Here is a 16638-nt window from a genome sequence, read left to right on the forward strand (position 1 = left end):
CTTGAGCGCAAAAGAAAAGGGCGCTGTCCATGACAGCGCCCCTGAAGTTTTCCCGCCGACGGTTGCCAGCCGCGAGAGGAGGATTACAGGTTTTTGAGCTTCCCGCCGTACACGGCGTTCTTGCCCAGCTCCTGTTCGATGCGCAACAATTGATTGTACTTGGCCACGCGGTCGCTGCGGCTGAGGCTGCCGGTCTTGATTTGACCGCAGTTGGTGGCCACGGCGATGTCGGCAATGGTGGAATCCTCGGTCTCGCCCGAGCGATGACTGAGCACGGCGGTGTAGCCGTGGTCATTGGCCAGCTCGACGGCATCCAAGGTCTCGGTCAGGCTGCCAATCTGGTTGACCTTGACGAGGATGGAATTGGCGACCCCCTGCTCGATGCCCTTGCGGAGGAATTTGACGTTGGTGACAAAAAGGTCATCACCCACCAACTGCACTTTGGCGCCCAGTTTTTCCGTGAGCAGCTTCCAGTTCTTCCAGTCGCTTTCGGCGCAGCCATCTTCTATGCTGATGATGGGGTATTTGCCCACCAATTCCACATAGAAGTCCACCAGTTCCGCGCCGCTCACCTTCTTGCCCGTGCTTTTCTTGAAGGTGTAAGAGCCATCTCCGTTGTAAAACTCAGAGGAGGCGACATCGAGGGCGAGGTAAATCTGCTTGCCCGCCTTGTAGCCGGCATCCTTGATGGCCTGCAGGATGGCTTCGATGGCGGCCTCGGTGCTGTCCAGCTTGGGCGCAAAACCGCCTTCGTCCCCCACCGCGGTGGAGAGGCCCTTCTTCTTCAACACCGCCTTCAAGGCGTGGAAGGTCTCGACGATGGAGCGGAGACCTTCGGAGAAGGTGTCAAAGCCCACCGGCATAATCATGAATTCCTGGAAATCAATGGGGGCGTCGGAGTGCGCGCCGCCGTTGATGATGTTGGCCATGGGCACGGGCAACACCTTGGCGTTGACTCCGCCGAGGTATTTGTAGAGCGGCGTGCCCGTGGCCAAGGCGGCGGCCTTGGCGGTGGCCAGCGACACGGCGAGGATGGCGTTGGCGCCGAGCTTTGATTTGGTTTCCGTGCCGTCCAGTTTCAGCATGGCGGTGTCCACGGCCACCTGGTCCAGGGCGTCCATGCCTTCCAGGCGGGGCAGAATCTTGGTGACGATGTTCTGCACGGCCTTGGTCACCCCTTTGCCGTTGTAACGTTTTTTGTCGCCGTCGCGCAGCTCCAGCGCTTCGTGTTCGCCTGTGCTGGCGCCAGACGGCACTGCCGCCCGGCCCATGGCGCCACAGGCCAGATACACATCCGCTTCCACTGTGGGATTGCCGCGGGAATCGAGCACCTCGCGGGCTTTGATATCAACGATTTTGGTCATAATTCTTTATCAGTTTTTTGCAAACCAGCGGGGGGCACTATAAGCCAGCCTGCCAGTGCGTCAAGGAAGGCTTTTGGAGGCAGGGGCCAACCTCCGCCAAAAAGCGCAAACCCGAGCAGCAGCCGCCAGCCAGCATGCCCCCCTGTTCACTGAATCTTCCGGCGGGCCGCGCGGCCGGTGCGCCAATAATGAAACAAGTATTGTTGGGCGTAACCCGCATGGGGCCCAAAATGGCTCTGGATGAAGGCCTCCAACCGCCGGGGGGTGGGCCGCCGCCGCGGGAAATAGGCCTCGCGCAAGGCCCGCCGCACCCAAACATCCACCGGAAAAGCCCGGGGAAAACCATAGGCAAACAACAGGACGCAGTTGGCAATTTTGGGGCCGACGCCGCGCAAAGACATCAATTGCCGCCTGGCGGCGGCTTCGTCCAGATGCCGCAGAGATTCCAAGTTCAACACACCTTCGGCGACCCGGCAGGCGGCTTCCTGCAAGGCCCGCGCGCGAAAACCCATGCGGCAGCCGCGCAAAGCCTCCTCTCCTGCCCTGGCCAGTGTGGCTGCCTCCGGAAAGGCATAAACAGGCGCATGGCCGGGGGGCACGCAGACGGGCGCGCCAAATCGCAGGCAGAGACATTCAATGATTTGCTGAATGTGCGGTATCTGTTTGGTGGAAGAGAGGATGAAGGAGGCCAGGCACTCCCAAGGTTCCTGCCGCAGCAGGCGTAATCCGAAGCAGGCCTGGACGGCCTTTTGCAGGTGGGGGTCATGGGCGGGGAAGGTTTGCAGAATGTCCTCCAGCCGCACGTGGAGTTGCAAGTAATCAGCCAGCCATTGCCAATCACTGACCGGTTCGGCACAAAAAGCCTGCAAACCGTCGCGCAAGGGCCGCAGCCGCACCCATTTGCCCGCCACCACGCCTTCCCAACCGTCGGGAGTGTTGCGCCAGCGAAAGGACTGACCGCAGGACAAAGTAAGGGGCAGGTTGTAATGGCGGACCGGAAACCAATGCTCTGCTGGCGTCCTCATGCCAACGGGTTAAGGTTTGGCGCAGAAGGCGCAGGACAAAGCGCGCTGACCCGAGGAAAGGAAACACCCTCCCGCAGGGTGTAATGCCCAAGGCTCGCTCATTTTTCAGCGGAGTCTCTCACGTGGACGGCGGCGGGGCGGCCTCCGCTTTGGCCTTGGGAGGCGTTTCCGCGCCGGGCGGAGGACCGGGTTTGCGCCAGGCGGCCACAAACATGCCGTTGCCGCCATGGAGATGGGGCCAGATGTGCAAGGTGGGGGTGGGCGGCGCCGCAGGGTCAAAAGGATTGGGGAAGGGCAAAGGCTCAAACTCAGGATGGGCCTCTTGAAAGGCCTTGACCACCTCGCGCGTCTCGGCCCATGTGGTGGTGCAGACGGAATAAACCAGTTTGCCGCCGGGTTTAAGCGCGGCAACGGCGTGGTGAAGCATTTCCTTTTGTTTGGCCGCAAGTTCCAAAACGTCCTGGGGCAAAGTGGTCCAGCGGGCATGTGGGTTGCGCTGCCAGGTGCCCACTCCGCTGCAGGGAGCGTCCACGAGGATGCCGTCAAATTTCAAGTCGGTGGGCAGCTCAGGGCCGCCCTCCCAAAGGGCAATGCGGTAATTGAAGACCTGGCAGCGGCGGGCGCGAAGCTTAAGGCGTTGCAGGCGCCAGTCGGCGCGGTCGGTGGCCCAGACGGAGCCTTTGGTACCCATCAGGGAAACCAGGTGCAACATTTTGCCGCCCTCGCCGGCGCAGGTATCCCACCAAAGTTGCTTCGGCTGGGGGGCGCAAATCCAACCCACCGCTTGAGAAGCAATGTCCTGCAATTGGAATTCGCCCGCCTGGAATTCCGGGATGCGAAACAGGTCCTCCCGGCCCGTGTAGAGGAGGGAATCTGGCAGGGGGCCGGGTTTGGTGCTGCCCAGCAATTTGGCCACCGTTTCGGCCTGTCCCGGCTTGGTACGCAGCCAGAGTTTCACGGGTTGCTGGAGGGAGGCGAGCCAATCGTCGGGGACTTCCGCATGTTCAAAAATCCAGGCCGGGACCGCCTTGCGCAGCTCAGTGGGGCTGAACAAACCGGGGTTGTTTTGGAATTCGGCGTCCAGCTCCAGGGCGCGCTCAATGCGTTTAGCTGGCGGGTCTTCGGGATTCAACCAGCCGTACCACCGAAAATGAGAGTACACCAATCGGCTGATGTGCCAGCTTTCCTCGCGAGTGATGTCTTTGCGACCACGAAACTCACGGCGCAAAATGGCATCCGCAGGATGCTCGCGGTCAAACTGAGAGATAACCCGGACAGCAAAATCTCGCAGCCTTTTGTTGTTACTCATGAGAGAGTAGTTGTCGGCATATTAACCGGACGCGGCCAATTGGCGCAAGACAAAAGGCAGGATGCCGCCGTGCTGGTAGTACTCAATCTCAATGGGCGTATCAATGCGGCACTGGACGGGCACTTCTTCCACCCGTCCGTTGGCGCGGGTGATGCGCAAGGTAAGCTGCTGTTGCGGGCGGAGTTGCGCCGTAAGGCCCAGCACATCGTAGATTTCCGTGCCGTCCAGACCGAGGGTTTGGGCGCTGACCTGTTCGGGGAATTGCAGGGGCAGCACGCCCATGCCCACCAGATTGGAGCGATGGATGCGCTCAAAACTGCGGGCCACCACGGCGCGCACGCCCAACAACCGGGTGCCCTTGGCAGCCCAGTCGCGGGAGCTGCCGGTGCCGTACTCGTGCCCGGCCAGAACCACCAGCGGCACCTGCTCGCGGGCATAGCGCATGGCGGCGTCAAAAATGCTCATCTGCTCGCCGCTGGGTTGATGGAGGGTCACGCCGCCTTCAACGCCGGGAACCATCAAGTTCTTGATGCGCACGTTGGCGAAGGTGCCGCGCGTCATGACGCGGTCATTGCCGCGGCGCGAGCCGTAGCTATTGAAATCGGCAAAGGCCACCCCGTGCTGCAACAGGTATTGCCCGGCCGGCGAGGCCTTCTTGATGGCGCCCGCGGGCGAGATGTGGTCGGTGGTGACGCTGTCGCCGAAAATGCCCAGCGCCCGCGCGCCCCGGATTTCGCTGATGACCCCCGGTTGCAGGCTGAAGTTCTCGAAGAAAGGCGGCTCCTGAATGTAGGTGGATTGGGCATCCCAGGCAAACACCTCGCCCACCGGCGCGGGGATTTCATTCCACTTGGGATTCTGGCTGGCGAAGTCCTGATACAGGCGGCGGAAGGTCTCCGGTTTGAGGGCCGAAGCAAGTAGTTGGCGGATTTCCTCCAAGGAAGGCCAGACATCGCGCAAGTACACCGGCCGCCCATCGCGGCCCTGACCCAGAGGCTCCCGGGTCAAATCCACCTGCACGCGGCCGGCCAGGGCAAAAGCCACCACCAGCGGCGGGGACATCAGGAAGTTGGCCTTGATGTTTTGATGGATGCGCGCCTCAAAGTTGCGGTTGCCGCTGAGCACGGCGGCGGTGACCAGGTCATGCTTGACCACCGCCTCCTCGAGGGGAGCCGCCAGCGGGCCGGAATTGCCGATGCACGTCATGCAACCGTAGCCCACCAGGTGGAAGCCCAACTGGTCGAGATAGGGTTGCAGGCCGGTGTCGCGCAGGTATTCGGTGACGACGCGCGAGCCGGGCGCCAGCGAGGCTTTGACACCGGGCGGGGTCCGCAAGCCACGCTCGACGGCCTTCTTGGCCAGCAAGCCGGCGGCAAGCATGACGGTGGGGTTGCTGGTATTGGTGCAACTGGTGATGGAGGCAATCAACACGGAGCCATGTCCCACCTGGGCCTTGCCCTGGCCGTTGAGGGAGACTTCCACCTTCACCTGGTCCAATTCCTGGGCGGGCTTGCCGTAACCGCTCTCAGTGATGGGTCGGCTGAAGGCGGCCTGGAAAGTCTCCTTGAGCTTGGGCAGCTCGATGCGGTCCTGAGGGCGCTTCGGGCCGGCCACGCTGGGGGTGACGCTGCCGAGGTCCAATTCCAGCACTTGCGAATAATCCACCTGCCCGGCTTGCGGAATGCCCCACAAGCCCTGCGCTTTGTAATAGTTCTCGTACATCCGGCAGTGCTCCTCGCTGCGGCCCGTCTGCCGCAGGTAGGCCACAGTTTCCTGGTCCACGGGAAAGAAGCCCATGGTGGCGCCGTATTCCGGGGCCATGTTGGCAATGGTGGCGCGGTCCACCACGGGCAGCGCCGCCGCGCCGGGGCCGAAGAACTCGACAAACTTGCCCACCACCTTCGCCTTGCGGAGCATTTGCGTGACGGTGAGCGCCACGTCGGTGGCGGTGACACCCTCGCGCAAGCTTCCGGTCATATGCACGCCCACGACGTCTGGCGTGAGGAAGTACACCGGCTGTCCCAACATGCCCGCCTCGGCCTCGATGCCGCCCACGCCCCAGCCCACGATGCCCAGGCCGTTAATCATGGTGGTGTGGGAGTCGGTGCCCACAAGGGTGTCGGGATAATAAACGCCGTCCTGCTCCAGGACCCCCTTGGCGAGGTATTCCAGATTGACCTGGTGAATGATGCCAATGCCCGGCGGCACCACCTTGAAGGTCTTGAACGCCTGCATACCCCACTTGAGAAGCTGATAGCGCTCACGGTTGCGCTCAAACTCCAATTCCAGATTCCGGGCAAAGGCGTCCGGCGTGCCTGCAAAATCCACCTGCACGGAATGGTCCACCACCAAATCCACCGGCACCAGCGGCTCGATGCGTTTGGGGTCGCGTCCCATGCGCGCCATGGCCGAGCGCATGGCGGCCAAATCCACCAGCAGCGGCACGCCGGTGAAATCCTGCAACACGATGCGGGCCACGACGAAGGGAATCTCAGCTGTGCGCGGCGCCTGCGGCTGCCAGTTGGCCAAATCGCGCACGTTCTGCTCGGTCACGCGGCGGCCGTCACAGTGGCGCAGCACCGCCTCCAGCACCAGGCGCAACGACACCGGCAGGCGGGAGATGCGGCCAACGCCAGCCTGTTCCAAGGCGGGCAGGGAGTAAAAAATGCCTGTGCGACCGTTGCCCAGGTCAAAGCTCCGGCGCACACCAAACGGATCATGCAATAAACTCATAACTTAAAATTAACCAACTGATGATGGGCCGCCATGCGCGTCCATTCCGGTCATAGTGGTGGGCAGGTGCGGTGATGTCAAGCCGCCCACGGGCCCAATCCGGCATTCTCCGGCTTAGGTGGAAAGGCCGCAGCCGGCCAGAAAGTCCTGCCGTAAATCTGGGGTCAAGGTCAGTCCGGGCGGGTCTTCCCGCAGGGGCACCACGCCATCCAGTTCCAAAAGCTGGGCCGCCACGCGGCTGACATCCAGGTGGGGATGGGCGGCCACGATTTCCGCAAAACTCACCTTTTTAATCTTGCCGAGCATCATGCTGATGATGGTGGCCGCGGCGGCGGTGTCGAGCTCCCGGAGGCGCCGGGCGCGGCGCAAATCCTGCAGGCCAGCCCACATTAACTGCGGACTGATGAGACAGAGGGCGGCAAGCAAGCGTGTCACGCTGCGCAAAGTTTCGGGGTGAAATAGTTGCACATTGGTGAGCAAACCCACCGGCGGGTACCAAATGCAAAAAGGGGGTTTGTCGTCCCGCGTCTCCACTTTGATTTCCGCCAGCTCCTCGACATGGGTGCGCGCGTGCAGGACATAAAGCCCCACCACGATGCCCAGCGCCAGCAGGCGTTTGAGCCAGTAAGGGAGGGTGAACAGCCAGCCAGTAACCAACCCGAGCACCGCAAAGGCAATCCAATACGTCACCACGGCTGCCACGAGGGCCAACCCACAAATCAACAAGCCGCCGGTGAAATTGGCGGTCACGGCCTCTTGAACCTTCTGGCGGAGGGTGTCTTCGACAGCCGCGTGAAAGCTGGTGGGGTCAGCGGGGGCAGGGCGCGGTGGGACGCGCACACGGATTTTGGGACGCGGGTCCTTTTGCATGAGCAGCACTCCTCAGGCTTCCGGGCCGTGCCATTTCAATTCCGCCCGCCGCTCTTTGGGCACCAGCCGAAACAACTCGGCGATAAGCTGGCGGTGATAATCGTAGTTGCGGCAGAGGGCCGGGCTGGCTTCGCTGAGGTAGGTCCGGGCATGGTGATTCAGAAACCAGAGGTCGTTGTCGGTAAAATCCTCGTCGAGAATGGAATTGGGCAGGGTGTGCAACAACTGCGCTTCCAGCAGCGCCGAGCGGTCTTTGAGCCGCGCCCAGCCGCCCTGGGCCAGCGTGTCCCGGATATAAGGGAGTCCCCAGCGCAGCATTTCTTTGTAGATTTCCTGTTTCCGGCTCACGCGGTGGAGCATAACCCGCCGCGGGCCGGCCGGAAAGCGGCAAATCAGAAACCCCCGCCGCGAGGTTGAGCGGCACGGGGCTTTGTGGTTGAATCAGCGCCCTATGGAAAGCATTTCACTGGCGGGCAGGACGGCGGTCATCACGGGCGCAAGCAAAGGGCTGGGCAAGGCGATGGCGCTGGCACTGGGGCGGGCCGGGGCGCGGCTGGCGCTGGTTTCCCGCGATACCCGTTTGCTGGAACAAACGGCCACGGAGGCCCGCGCCCTGGGGGCGGAGGCCCGCGTGTATGTGGCCGATATTACGCAGGAAGAGGCGGTCAACGCTTTGGGACGCCAACTGGCTGCCGACTTTGGGAAGGTGCAAATCCTGATCAATAATGCGGGCGTCAATGTGCGCAAGAACGTCACCGACTTCACGCTGGCCGAGTGGCGGCTGGTGTTGGACACCAACCTGACCGGCGTTTTTTTGATGTGCCGCGCCGTGGTGCCGTTGATGACGGGCCAGGGGTGGGGCCGCATCTTGAACATGACCTCCATCATGAGCCATGTGGCGCTGGCCGGGCGCTCGGCCTACGCGGCCAGCAAGGCGGGGCTGCTGGGCTTTACCAAAGCCCTGGCGCTGGAGCTGGCGCCGGAGGGCATCACGGTCAACGGCATCAGCCCCGGCCCGTTTGCCACGGAGATGAACCGTCCCCTGCTGACCAATCCGGAACTGAGCCAGTTTTTCCTGAGTCGCATTCCACTCGGGCAATGGGGCCAGGTGGAGGACATTGGGGCGCTGGCGGTGTTTCTGTGCTCAGAGCACGCCCGCTTCATCACCGGCGCGGATATTTTGGTGGACGGCGGCTGGACGGCCCAATGAGGGCAACGCAATTCAAAATGACTGACCGGCAAAGAAGCGTTTCTCCCATTTTTCCAGGTCTTTTTTGACCTTGTCCACCTTCACGTTGGCGGGAAGGAAATAAGCGGTCCAGGCAGGACGTTGCGGCATTTTGTCAATGGCATCGTAGAGGGCCTTGATGCCTTCCACTCCCAGGCCGGCATCCAGTGCGTTGCGCGCGCCCCACTTGAGCGATTCCTCCCATTCGGCGGGGGTCAGAAAATTGTTGATGGGCAGGGTCTTGCCCTGAGCGTCCTCAAGCTTGCTCTTATACTTTTTGTAGTGCCCCAGGTAGTGATGCGTCAATTCAATGGCCACCACCATGCCCACCATCTGATTGAAATTACTTTTTTGCTCATTGAGCATGTCATCCGTCCAGTAACGTTTGTCCTTGAAATTCGGCAGCTCACGCAGCTCCTTTTCGCCGGTTTCCTGGGCCAGGGAAACAATGTATTTCTGGAAATACCCCTTTTCGATGCGGTCAATGGCGCGCGCATGGGCGACATAATTCATCAAATCAATGAATCCCGCCGAAATAAACACCGCCCGCATGGGTTCGGGTTCGTCGTCGTATTCCACCAGCTTGATGCTGGGCATCATGTCCGTCTCCAGGAAGATGGGCTGTTTATGAATAATTTTCTGGTATTTCTTGTCGAGGGATTTGTGCAGGTCCGCCCCCAGCGACATGATAACCGCGTAGCCGGTGCGATAGGTAATGCCATCCGGGCTGCCGGGCTGGGCCAGAAGAGCCACGCCGCCCACGCCCAAAGCCAAAATCACCATCCAGGCCGTCCATTGAGCTTTCATAAGAATAATTTACCATAGCAGCATTGAAGCGAAATGCCAACTGGGCCCACGGCCCGGCCATTGCCCCCGGGCGCGGCGGCAGCGCGATTTCCCCCAACCAAAGATTGAAGCGCGGCCCGGCTCTTGGCAAACTGACCGCTTATGGGTCACGCGCTGCGTGAATGGATAGAAAAAGTTGAGACCTACGTCCTGGAGGTCATCGTCGGCGAACGACGGGGTGGATGGACGCCGGTCTTGCGTGGCCTTTTATATGGCTTGAGCCGGGTGTTTGGCGTGGCGGTGCGCCTGCGGCGGTGGCTCTACAACATGCGCATCCTGCGCGACACCACGCTGGGGGTGCAGGTGATTGCCATTGGCAACCTCTCGGTGGGCGGCACGGGCAAGACGCCCGTGGTGGAGCGCTTTGCGCGGGAGCTGCGCGATTTGGGGCGCAACGTGGCCATCTTGTCCCGCGGGTATCGCTCGCGGCCGCCGCCCCTGCGCCAGCGTTTGCTCAATAAAGTGTTGTTGCGCGAAGACCAAACCCCGCCGCGGGTGGTCTCGGACGGAAAAAATCTGCTCCTCGATTCGGAAACCGCCGGGGATGAGCCTTACATGCTGGCCTCCAATTTGCGTGATGTGGTGGTGCTGGTGGATAAAGACCGCGTGAAGGCCGGCCGCTACGCCATTGAGAAGTTTGGGTGTGACACGCTGCTGCTGGACGACGGCTTTCAATACTGGGATTTGCGGGGCCGCCGGCATGATGTGGTGCTGGTGGACTGTCAGCAGCCCTTCGGCAACGGGCACCTGTTGCCGCGGGGCACCCTGCGCGAGCCGCCCAGCCATCTGGCGCGGGCGAGCACCATTTTCATCACCAAGAGCGACGGCAACACGGCTGACTTGCGGGCACACATTGCCCGGTTCAACCCGCACGCGCCCATCATCGAGTGCGTGCATCATCCGCTGTATTTTGAGGATGTCTTCACCGGCGAGCGGTGCGGTCTGGAGTTAATCAAGGGCCGCAAAATCGCCGCGCTCAGCGGCATTGCCCAGCCGGAAAGCTTTGAGGCCGGGCTGGCGCGGTTGGGCGGGCTGCTGGTGTATGCCAAGCGTTTCGCGGACCATCACCGCTTTACGCAGCAGGAAGTGCTCAACGTGATCAACCGCAGCAAAAAGCGCCAGGCGGAAATGATCATCACCACGCAAAAGGATGCGGTGCGTTTTCCCAAATTGGACCGCCGGGACCTGCCCATTTATTTCATGCGGGTGGAAATCAAGATTATCGCCGGCGCCAAGGACTTTAACGATTACGTGCGCCGGATTTGTTTCCTGCGCTAAATTGACTTATGGATTTTTGCCTGTACTGGCTGGCGCGTGCCGTGGTGGGCTTGCTGCAATCCCTGCCCCTGGGGTGGGTGGCCCGCCTGGGACGGGCGGGGGGCGGGCTGGTGTATCTGCTCGACGCCCGCCATCGGAAAATGGCGCAGCGCAACCTGGCCGCCGCTTTCCCGGAACTGCCCGAGGATGAAATCAGGCGGCTGGCCGCGGAAAATTTCCGGCGCATTGGTGAAAACTTCGCCTGCGCGGTCAAAACCGCCGCCATGCCGGACGAGGCGCTGGCGGCGCATCTGGAGTTTGGGGAGGTGGGGGAACTGCCCGCGGTTTTGCACCAGCAGCCGCGCTCGGTGGTGTTTGCCATTGGGCACTTTGGCAATTTTGAACTGTATGCCCGCGCGCGGCGGCTGCTGCCCGGCTGGCAGATGGCCACCACCTACCGCGCGCTCCGGCAGCCGCGATTGAATCAATTGCTGCAATCCCTGCGGGAGCGGACGGGCTGCCTGTATTTTGAACGGCGGACGGAGGGGGAGCTGCTGCGGCGCAAGTTGCAGCAGGAGCGTCTCATTTTGGGGCTGCTCAGCGATCAACACGGCGGGCGGCGCGGTTTGCGCCTGCCGTTTTTTGGCCGGGACGCCGCCACCAATCCGGCCCCGGCCATTTTCGCGCTGCGGTATCGTCTGCCGTTGTTCACCGGCTATTGTTTCCGCATCGGCCCGGCCCGCTGGCGGCTGGAGGTGGGGGAGCAAATTCCCACCGTGGCCAACGGCAGGCCGCGCCCCGTGGAAGAAATCATGCGCGACGTCAACCGCGCTTTTGAGCAGGCCATTCGCCGCGACCCGGCCAACTGGTTCTGGGTGCACAACCGGTGGAAAACACCGGGCCGCGCCCCGGCGCCGGCCAAGGCAATGGCCAAGGCAGTCGAGTGAAGGTTATGCCGCCAATTGCCCAGGCATTTCAGAACGCCCGGCACATCCTGATTCGGGGCGTGAACTGGCTGGGGGACGCCGTCATGTCCACGCCGGCAGTGATGCGGCTGCGGGAGGCTTGTCCGCAAGCCAGCCTGACGCTCCTGTGCCATGAAAAGCTTGGGCCGCTCTGGCAGGGGCATCCGGCCGTCAACCAGGTGCTGACTTTTTCCTCGGAAGACAGCGCCTGGAAAGTGGGCCTGCGGCTGGCCCGCGAGAGGTTCGATGCCGCCGTGATTTTTCCCAACTCCCCCCGCTCGGCATTGCAGGTGTGGCTGGCGCGCGTGCCGGTGCGGGTGGGCATGGCCGCGCCGTGGCGCAACTGGATGCTGACCCATCCGCTGCCCCCACGCCCGGGACACGTGACCATGCGCAAACGCACGCCCGAGGAGATTCACCGACTGCAAGCCGCCGACAAACCACCAGGACCGCCACCGCCCCCCGCCGCCCATCACCTCTATCATTATCTGCATATTGTTGCCGCTGTAGGGGCTCGGGCGGAGCCACTGGCCCCCACGATTGCCGTGGCGCCGGAGGTGGAGCAACACATCCAAAACCGGCTGGGGACGTTGGCGGGGCCGCTGGTGGGATTATGCCCCGGCGCGGAGTATGGCCCCGCCAAACGATGGCCCAGGGAGCAGTTCATCGAGCTGGCCAAAGCCTTGCAAACGCGATGGCAGGCCGAAATTATTCTGTTGGGCGGACATCATGATGCGCCCATCACCGGCGCGATTGCCAAAGCAGTGGGCGGCCGCTTGCGGGATTGGGCCGGGCAAACCTCGCTGGCGGAGCTGGCGGCCGTGCTGAAATTGTGCCGGGTGGTCGTGGCGAATGACAGCGGCCCGATGCACCTCGCCGCTGGCGTGGGCACGCCGGTGGTGGCGTTGTTTGGCAGCACGTCCCCTTATTTGACCGGCCCGGGTCTGCCGGGCGAGACCAGACACCAAGTGCTTTACCGCCAGGCGCCTTGCTCGCCCTGTTTCCTGCGCGAATGCCCGGCGGATTTCCGCTGCTTGAAGGAGTTGAGCGCACCGGAAGTCCTGCAAGCGGTCACGAAGGTTTTGGGGGGCGGTTAATTCCCCTGCCCTCTCGCCCGCCGCTGGGACCTGGCAACCCACACATCAAAGCCTGCGGGCGGATTGCAGCAAGGGCGCCGCAGGGTGGGTCAGGGCAATTGTTGCAGGGCGCCAGACGAAACCTGCAACATGCGCTCGATGGGCACGCGGGCGCGCTCGATGATTTCCCGGCTCAGCTCCACCCTGGGCTCAAGCTGCAACAGGCAGTCCAGCAGCTTTTCCAGGGTGTTGAGCTTCATGTATTTGCAATTGTTGCAGGCGCAACGTTCGGTGGGAGCTGCCACGAAAACCTTGTCCGGGCATTCCTTCTGCAAACGATGAATCATGCCTGGTTCCGTGGCCACGATAATGCACCGCGCCGGGGATTGCTTGCAATAGCTCACCATTTTTTCGGTGGAGCAAACCTCGTCGGCCAGCATGCGTACCGAGCGCGGGCATTCTGGATGGGCCACGATGGGGGCGTCGGGAAATTGTTGGCGAATGCGGACGAGCGCTGCGTGAGTCCATTCCACGTGCACGTAGCAGTTGCCCTTCCACAACGTCATGGGGCGGCCGGTTTTTTCCATGACCCACGCGCCCAGGTTTTCATCCGGCACAAACAGAATGTCGCGTTGCGGCGGGCAGGCCCGCACAATCTGCTCGGCGTTGCCACTGGTGCAAATCACGTCGCTGAGCGCCTTCACGGCCGCGCTGCAGTTGATGTAGGAAACGGTGTAGAAATTGGGGTTGGTGGCCTGCAACGCCTGCAATTTGTCCGCCGGGCAGCTTTCCTCGAGCGAGCAGCCAGCATCGCGGTCCGGCAGAATTACCAATTTGCCGGGGTTCAGGATTTTGGCCGTCTCGGCCATGAAATGTACGCCGCAAAAGACGATGATGTCGGCATTCGTCCGCGCCGCCTGCTGGGACAAGCCGAGGGAATCGCCCACAAAATCCGCCACGTCCTGAATTTCGGGCACCTGATAATTATGGGCCAGGATGACTGCCTTGAGCCGGCGCTTAAGGTCCAGGATTTCCCGGGACAAGGCGTCCAAATTGGCCGGCGGCGGCGGGGCGCAGGCGCGCACCCGCAGCTCGGGCGGCGTTATGGTGATGGCATCACGCATTCAAGAAAGCCTATCCCGGCTCCAGCCCATCGTCAACCGGGCGGACCGGGGCGTGACGAATGTCTTGGCAAACTAGAACAAGCGGCGCATCTTTGCTGCGCATGAGCGTGGTGACCAAAAAAGGCGACGGCGGCCAGACGGCGTTGATGTATAATCGCTGCGTGCCCAAGAATCATCCCCGGGTGGAGGCCTATGGCAGTGTGGATGAACTGAATGCCGCGCTGGGTCTGGCGCGCGCCACCGCAGCAGAAAGGTTCATCCAGGAAGTGTTGCTGGGGGTTCAGCAAGATTTAATCGCCGTGATGGGTGAGTTGGCCACGCTGCCGGAGGACCTGGAGCGCTACCACGGGGAGGGGTACCCGCGCGTAACCCCGGAGATGACGGCGCGTCTGGAAGCGTGGGTGAAGCAAATTGAGGCCCAGAAGATTTCCTTCAAGGGGTGGGCCACCCCCGGCGCCAATCTCAACGCCGCCGCTCTGGACGTGGCCCGCACCGTCTGCCGCCGGGCGGAGCGCCGCGTCTGTGATTTGGCGGAGAGCCAGCAGCTCCCCAATGCGGAAATCCTGATTTTTCTCAACCGGCTGGGTGATTTATTGTGGTTATTGGCGCGGTGGAATGAAACCCAGGCGGCCGCGGAAGGGCAAGCTATGGCATGAAAAGAACAGCGGGCACCGGTTTTCAGTGCCCGCTGCAACCCAAACAACCAAACGCCTCCTTTGGACTTGCGTCCAATGCAGGTGCTCCGGTTTGCCGGAGGGTGACTGCTGGCGATATGGTGGGACTCGCTCAACAGTCTCCAAACACTTGGACGAATGGGAGTGGTTTCATGTTCAAGCAAAAAATGAAAAATAAATTGGGGACAAGCCGGCACGGCTGTTAGACCTTCCCTAAATTCGTCCGCCCAAGTTATTTACGCAAAGGACGATGGGCGTCAGCAAACCCTTCCCTCCCCCCGGAGATTCATCCCCATTTTTCCACCTTCATCTGGCGTTTGTCGGCTTTTAATTCATTGAGCACCAAGGCTTTGAGGGCATCCACCATTTCATTGGAGCCGCAGGCGTAAAAGACGGTGTTGGGCAAATCAGTAATTTGTTCCTTAATCCAGTCGAGGGTGATGCGCCCGCGCCGGCCAGTCCAGGAGGGGTCTCCCTCGGGCACGCGGGTGCAGGTGACCAGAAAACGGAAGTGCGGATAAGCGGCCGCCAGGGCTTCAAAGTCTTTTTTGAAGATGATTTCGTCGGGCGTCTTGACGCTGTAAAGCACAGTAATGCGGGTGGTAAGCTGGCGCAGCCAGGCTTCGCGGACAAACCCCCGGAACGGCGTGACGCCGGAGCCGCCAGCCATGCAAAGCAGGTGTTTATCAGGCTCATACACCGGCAAGAAAACGCCGGTGGGCGGGAGCACCATGAGCCGGTTGCCCACCTCGGCCCAATCCACCAGGCGCGTGCCCATTTTGCCTTCGCGCTTGACGGTCACCTCGTAATAACCGCGGTCCAAAGCGCAGGAGGAGAGGCTGTAAGCGCGCTTGTAATGGGGGCTGTCCGGCCAATGGAGCGTGATGAACTGGCCGGTTTTGAAGTCCACGTCATAGCCTGCCGGCCACTTCAATCGCACAGACTTGACTTCTGGCGTTTCCTGGGTGACCGCCTCGACCACCATTTCCACAGCTTCACGTGCCATAATTAAGTGGTTAAACTAGCGCAGATGAGGCGCGGCCACAAATGGGAGAAACCCCCGCAGGGGGCCGGGGAGCCATAGCAGCACGGCCGGAGGGACTCAGGGGCGGCAGTGCCAGGCCAGACCGGGGGCCGTTTTCCTCCAAGTCACACTTGAAACCTGGCCCGGCGCCACTATTGTTTCCCCCCATGCGGATACTTTCAGGCATACAACCGTCCGGCGCGCTGCATCTCGGCAATTACTACGGGATGATGAAGCCGGCCATTGAGTTGCAGGACAAAGGCCAGGCGTTTTATTTCATCGCCGATTACCACTCCATGACCTCGCTCTTCGATGCGGAGGAGCGGCGGCGCAACACGATGGAAGTGGCGCTGGATTTTCTGGCCTGCGGGCTGGACCCGCAGAAGACGGTGTTTTTCAAGCAGTCGGACATACCCGAAGTCACCGAGCTGACCTGGCTGTTGCATACCGTGACGCCGATGGGGCTGCTGGAGCGTTGCCACAGCTACAAGGACAAAGTGGCCAAAGGCATCAGCTTCAACCACGGCCTGTTTGCCTACCCGGTGCTGATGGCGGCGGACATTCTCATTTACGATTCCAACCTGGTGCCCGTGGGCAAAGACCAGAAGCAACACCTGGAGGTCACCCGGGACATCGCCATCAAGTTCAATGAACTCTACGGCAAAACCTTCCTCCTGCCCGAGCCCATGATACGCGAGGAAACCGCCGTGGTGCCCGGCATTGATGGGGAGAAGATGAGCAAGAGCTACGGCAATGCCATCGAGATTTTCGGCGAGGAAAAAGTGCTGCGCCAGAAAATCATGAGCATCAAGATGGACAGCCGCTCGGTGTCCGAGCCTAAACCGGATGCCGACCAGAATCTGGCCATCCGGCTCATGAAACTGGTGGCGCCGCCCGAGGTGGCCCGTGATTACGAGGAACGCCTGCGGGCCGGCGGCCTGGGTTATGGGGAGCTGAAAAAGGCCCTGTTTGAACACTACTGGAATGCTTTTGCCCCCGCCCGCCAGCGCCGGGCCGAGCTGGTCAACAATCTGGATTACGTCCGCGAAGTCCTGCGTAAAGGCGCCGAGCGCGCCCGGGTCGAGGCCGCCAAAGTCCTGGCCCGCGCCAAGCACGCGGCCGGGCTGGATTAAGCGCGGCGCG

Annotated in this window: 15 protein-coding genes; 6 read left to right on the plus strand and 9 right to left on the minus strand. The window is 61.7% G+C overall.

What is annotated here, in order from left to right; translation table 11 throughout:
• Nucleotides 1-83: 83 nt before the first annotated feature.
• The 6 genes from eno to NXS98_RS11080 all read right to left on the minus strand — a co-directional run bounded on the left by eno (nucleotide 84) and on the right by NXS98_RS11080 (nucleotide 7649).
• The gene (gene eno, locus NXS98_RS11055) at nucleotides 84-1364 is read right to left on the minus strand and encodes a phosphopyruvate hydratase (protein WP_283845035.1); all 1281 of its coding nucleotides are present in this window, start codon (nucleotides 1362-1364) and stop codon (nucleotides 84-86) included.
• 146 nt (nucleotides 1365-1510) lie between these two features.
• Nucleotides 1511-2389, minus strand: coding sequence for a DNA-3-methyladenine glycosylase family protein (locus NXS98_RS11060; RefSeq protein ID WP_283845037.1), 879 nt, complete (start codon nucleotides 2387-2389; stop codon nucleotides 1511-1513).
• Nucleotides 2390-2507: 118 nt separating this feature from the next.
• On the minus strand, nucleotides 2508-3698 hold the full coding sequence (locus tag NXS98_RS11065; RefSeq protein ID WP_283845038.1) for an RsmB/NOP family class I SAM-dependent RNA methyltransferase: 1191 nt from the start codon (nucleotides 3696-3698) through the stop codon (nucleotides 2508-2510).
• A 21-nt stretch (nucleotides 3699-3719) separates the two neighbouring features.
• Nucleotides 3720-6431, minus strand: a complete 2712-nt coding sequence (acnA, locus tag NXS98_RS11070; RefSeq protein ID WP_283845039.1) for an aconitate hydratase AcnA — start codon at nucleotides 6429-6431, stop codon at nucleotides 3720-3722.
• 114 nt (nucleotides 6432-6545) lie between these two features.
• Entirely contained in the window at nucleotides 6546-7301 is a 756-nt protein-coding gene (locus tag NXS98_RS11075) for a hypothetical protein (RefSeq protein ID WP_283845040.1), read from the minus strand.
• 12 nt (nucleotides 7302-7313) lie between these two features.
• Nucleotides 7314-7649 (minus strand): zinc ABC transporter substrate-binding protein, encoded by a 336-nt coding sequence (locus NXS98_RS11080; RefSeq protein WP_283845041.1) that lies wholly within the window; start codon nucleotides 7647-7649, stop codon nucleotides 7314-7316.
• A 103-nt stretch (nucleotides 7650-7752) separates the two neighbouring features.
• Between NXS98_RS11080 and NXS98_RS11085 the strand changes: the two genes are divergently transcribed.
• Entirely contained in the window at nucleotides 7753-8511 is a 759-nt protein-coding gene (locus NXS98_RS11085; RefSeq protein ID WP_283845042.1) for an SDR family NAD(P)-dependent oxidoreductase, read from the plus strand.
• Between the two features lie 12 nt (nucleotides 8512-8523).
• On the opposite strand, the gene NXS98_RS11090 is transcribed toward NXS98_RS11085, so the two are convergent.
• Nucleotides 8524-9336, minus strand: coding sequence for a hypothetical protein (locus NXS98_RS11090; RefSeq protein ID WP_283845043.1), 813 nt, complete (start codon nucleotides 9334-9336; stop codon nucleotides 8524-8526).
• 141 nt (nucleotides 9337-9477) lie between these two features.
• On the opposite strand from NXS98_RS11090, the gene lpxK reads away from it, so the two are divergent.
• From lpxK to waaF, 3 genes are read left to right on the plus strand one after another with little or no spacing between them, the layout of a single operon-like run.
• A complete protein-coding gene (gene lpxK, locus NXS98_RS11095) occupies nucleotides 9478-10653 on the plus strand; it encodes a tetraacyldisaccharide 4'-kinase (RefSeq protein WP_283845044.1) in 1176 nt (391 codons plus the stop codon).
• Between the two features lie 8 nt (nucleotides 10654-10661).
• Nucleotides 10662-11579: a lysophospholipid acyltransferase family protein gene (locus NXS98_RS11100; RefSeq protein WP_283845045.1), complete on the plus strand. Its 918-nt coding sequence runs from the start codon at nucleotides 10662-10664 to the stop codon at nucleotides 11577-11579.
• Between the two features lie 5 nt (nucleotides 11580-11584).
• On the plus strand, nucleotides 11585-12694 hold the full coding sequence (gene waaF / locus NXS98_RS11105; protein WP_283845046.1) for a lipopolysaccharide heptosyltransferase II: 1110 nt from the start codon (nucleotides 11585-11587) through the stop codon (nucleotides 12692-12694).
• An 89-nt stretch (nucleotides 12695-12783) separates the two neighbouring features.
• On the opposite strand, the gene nadA is transcribed toward waaF, so the two are convergent.
• Entirely contained in the window at nucleotides 12784-13797 is a 1014-nt protein-coding gene (gene nadA / locus NXS98_RS11110; protein ID WP_283845047.1) for a quinolinate synthase NadA, read from the minus strand.
• A gap of 101 nt (nucleotides 13798-13898) precedes the next feature.
• Between nadA and NXS98_RS11115 the strand changes: the two genes are divergently transcribed.
• Nucleotides 13899-14453 carry a cob(I)yrinic acid a,c-diamide adenosyltransferase gene (locus NXS98_RS11115; protein ID WP_283845048.1) on the plus strand — a complete coding sequence of 185 codons (555 nt, stop codon included), beginning with the start codon at nucleotides 13899-13901 and terminating at the stop codon, nucleotides 14451-14453.
• Between the two features lie 304 nt (nucleotides 14454-14757).
• Here NXS98_RS11115 and NXS98_RS11120 read toward each other — a convergent pair whose 3' ends face one another.
• Nucleotides 14758-15477, minus strand: a complete 720-nt coding sequence (locus tag NXS98_RS11120) for a ferredoxin--NADP reductase (protein ID WP_283845049.1) — start codon at nucleotides 15475-15477, stop codon at nucleotides 14758-14760.
• 185 nt (nucleotides 15478-15662) lie between these two features.
• On the opposite strand from NXS98_RS11120, the gene trpS reads away from it, so the two are divergent.
• On the plus strand, nucleotides 15663-16628 hold the full coding sequence (trpS, locus tag NXS98_RS11125; protein WP_283845050.1) for a tryptophan--tRNA ligase: 966 nt from the start codon (nucleotides 15663-15665) through the stop codon (nucleotides 16626-16628).
• Nucleotides 16629-16638: the final 10 nt, after the last annotated feature.

This window comes from Fontisphaera persica, from assembly GCF_024832785.1.
Classification (GTDB): domain Bacteria; phylum Verrucomicrobiota; class Verrucomicrobiia; order Limisphaerales; family Fontisphaeraceae; genus Fontisphaera; species Fontisphaera persica.

What these genes read in the sequence shown, in the direction of transcription:
- NXS98_RS11060 (WP_283845037.1), bottom strand. Translation starts at nt 2,389, where the DNA reads ATGAGGACGCCAGCAGAGCATTGGTTTCCGGTCCGCCATTACAACCTG.
- NXS98_RS11120 (WP_283845049.1), bottom strand. Translation starts at nt 15,477, where the DNA reads ATGGCACGTGAAGCTGTGGAAATGGTGGTCGAGGCGGTCACCCAGGAA.
- NXS98_RS11115 (WP_283845048.1), top strand. Translation starts at nt 13,899, where the DNA reads ATGAGCGTGGTGACCAAAAAAGGCGACGGCGGCCAGACGGCGTTGATG.
- acnA (WP_283845039.1), bottom strand. Translation starts at nt 6,431, where the DNA reads ATGAGTTTATTGCATGATCCGTTTGGTGTGCGCCGGAGCTTTGACCTG.
- NXS98_RS11085 (WP_283845042.1), top strand. Translation starts at nt 7,753, where the DNA reads ATGGAAAGCATTTCACTGGCGGGCAGGACGGCGGTCATCACGGGCGCA.
- nadA (WP_283845047.1), bottom strand. Translation starts at nt 13,797, where the DNA reads ATGCGTGATGCCATCACCATAACGCCGCCCGAGCTGCGGGTGCGCGCC.
- NXS98_RS11065 (WP_283845038.1), bottom strand. Translation starts at nt 3,698, where the DNA reads ATGAGTAACAACAAAAGGCTGCGAGATTTTGCTGTCCGGGTTATCTCT.
- waaF (WP_283845046.1), top strand. Translation starts at nt 11,585, where the DNA reads ATGCCGCCAATTGCCCAGGCATTTCAGAACGCCCGGCACATCCTGATT.
- NXS98_RS11090 (WP_283845043.1), bottom strand. Translation starts at nt 9,336, where the DNA reads ATGAAAGCTCAATGGACGGCCTGGATGGTGATTTTGGCTTTGGGCGTG.
- NXS98_RS11075 (WP_283845040.1), bottom strand. Translation starts at nt 7,301, where the DNA reads ATGCAAAAGGACCCGCGTCCCAAAATCCGTGTGCGCGTCCCACCGCGC.
- NXS98_RS11100 (WP_283845045.1), top strand. Translation starts at nt 10,662, where the DNA reads ATGGATTTTTGCCTGTACTGGCTGGCGCGTGCCGTGGTGGGCTTGCTG.
- lpxK (WP_283845044.1), top strand. Translation starts at nt 9,478, where the DNA reads ATGGGTCACGCGCTGCGTGAATGGATAGAAAAAGTTGAGACCTACGTC.
- eno (WP_283845035.1), bottom strand. Translation starts at nt 1,364, where the DNA reads ATGACCAAAATCGTTGATATCAAAGCCCGCGAGGTGCTCGATTCCCGC.
- trpS (WP_283845050.1), top strand. Translation starts at nt 15,663, where the DNA reads ATGCGGATACTTTCAGGCATACAACCGTCCGGCGCGCTGCATCTCGGC.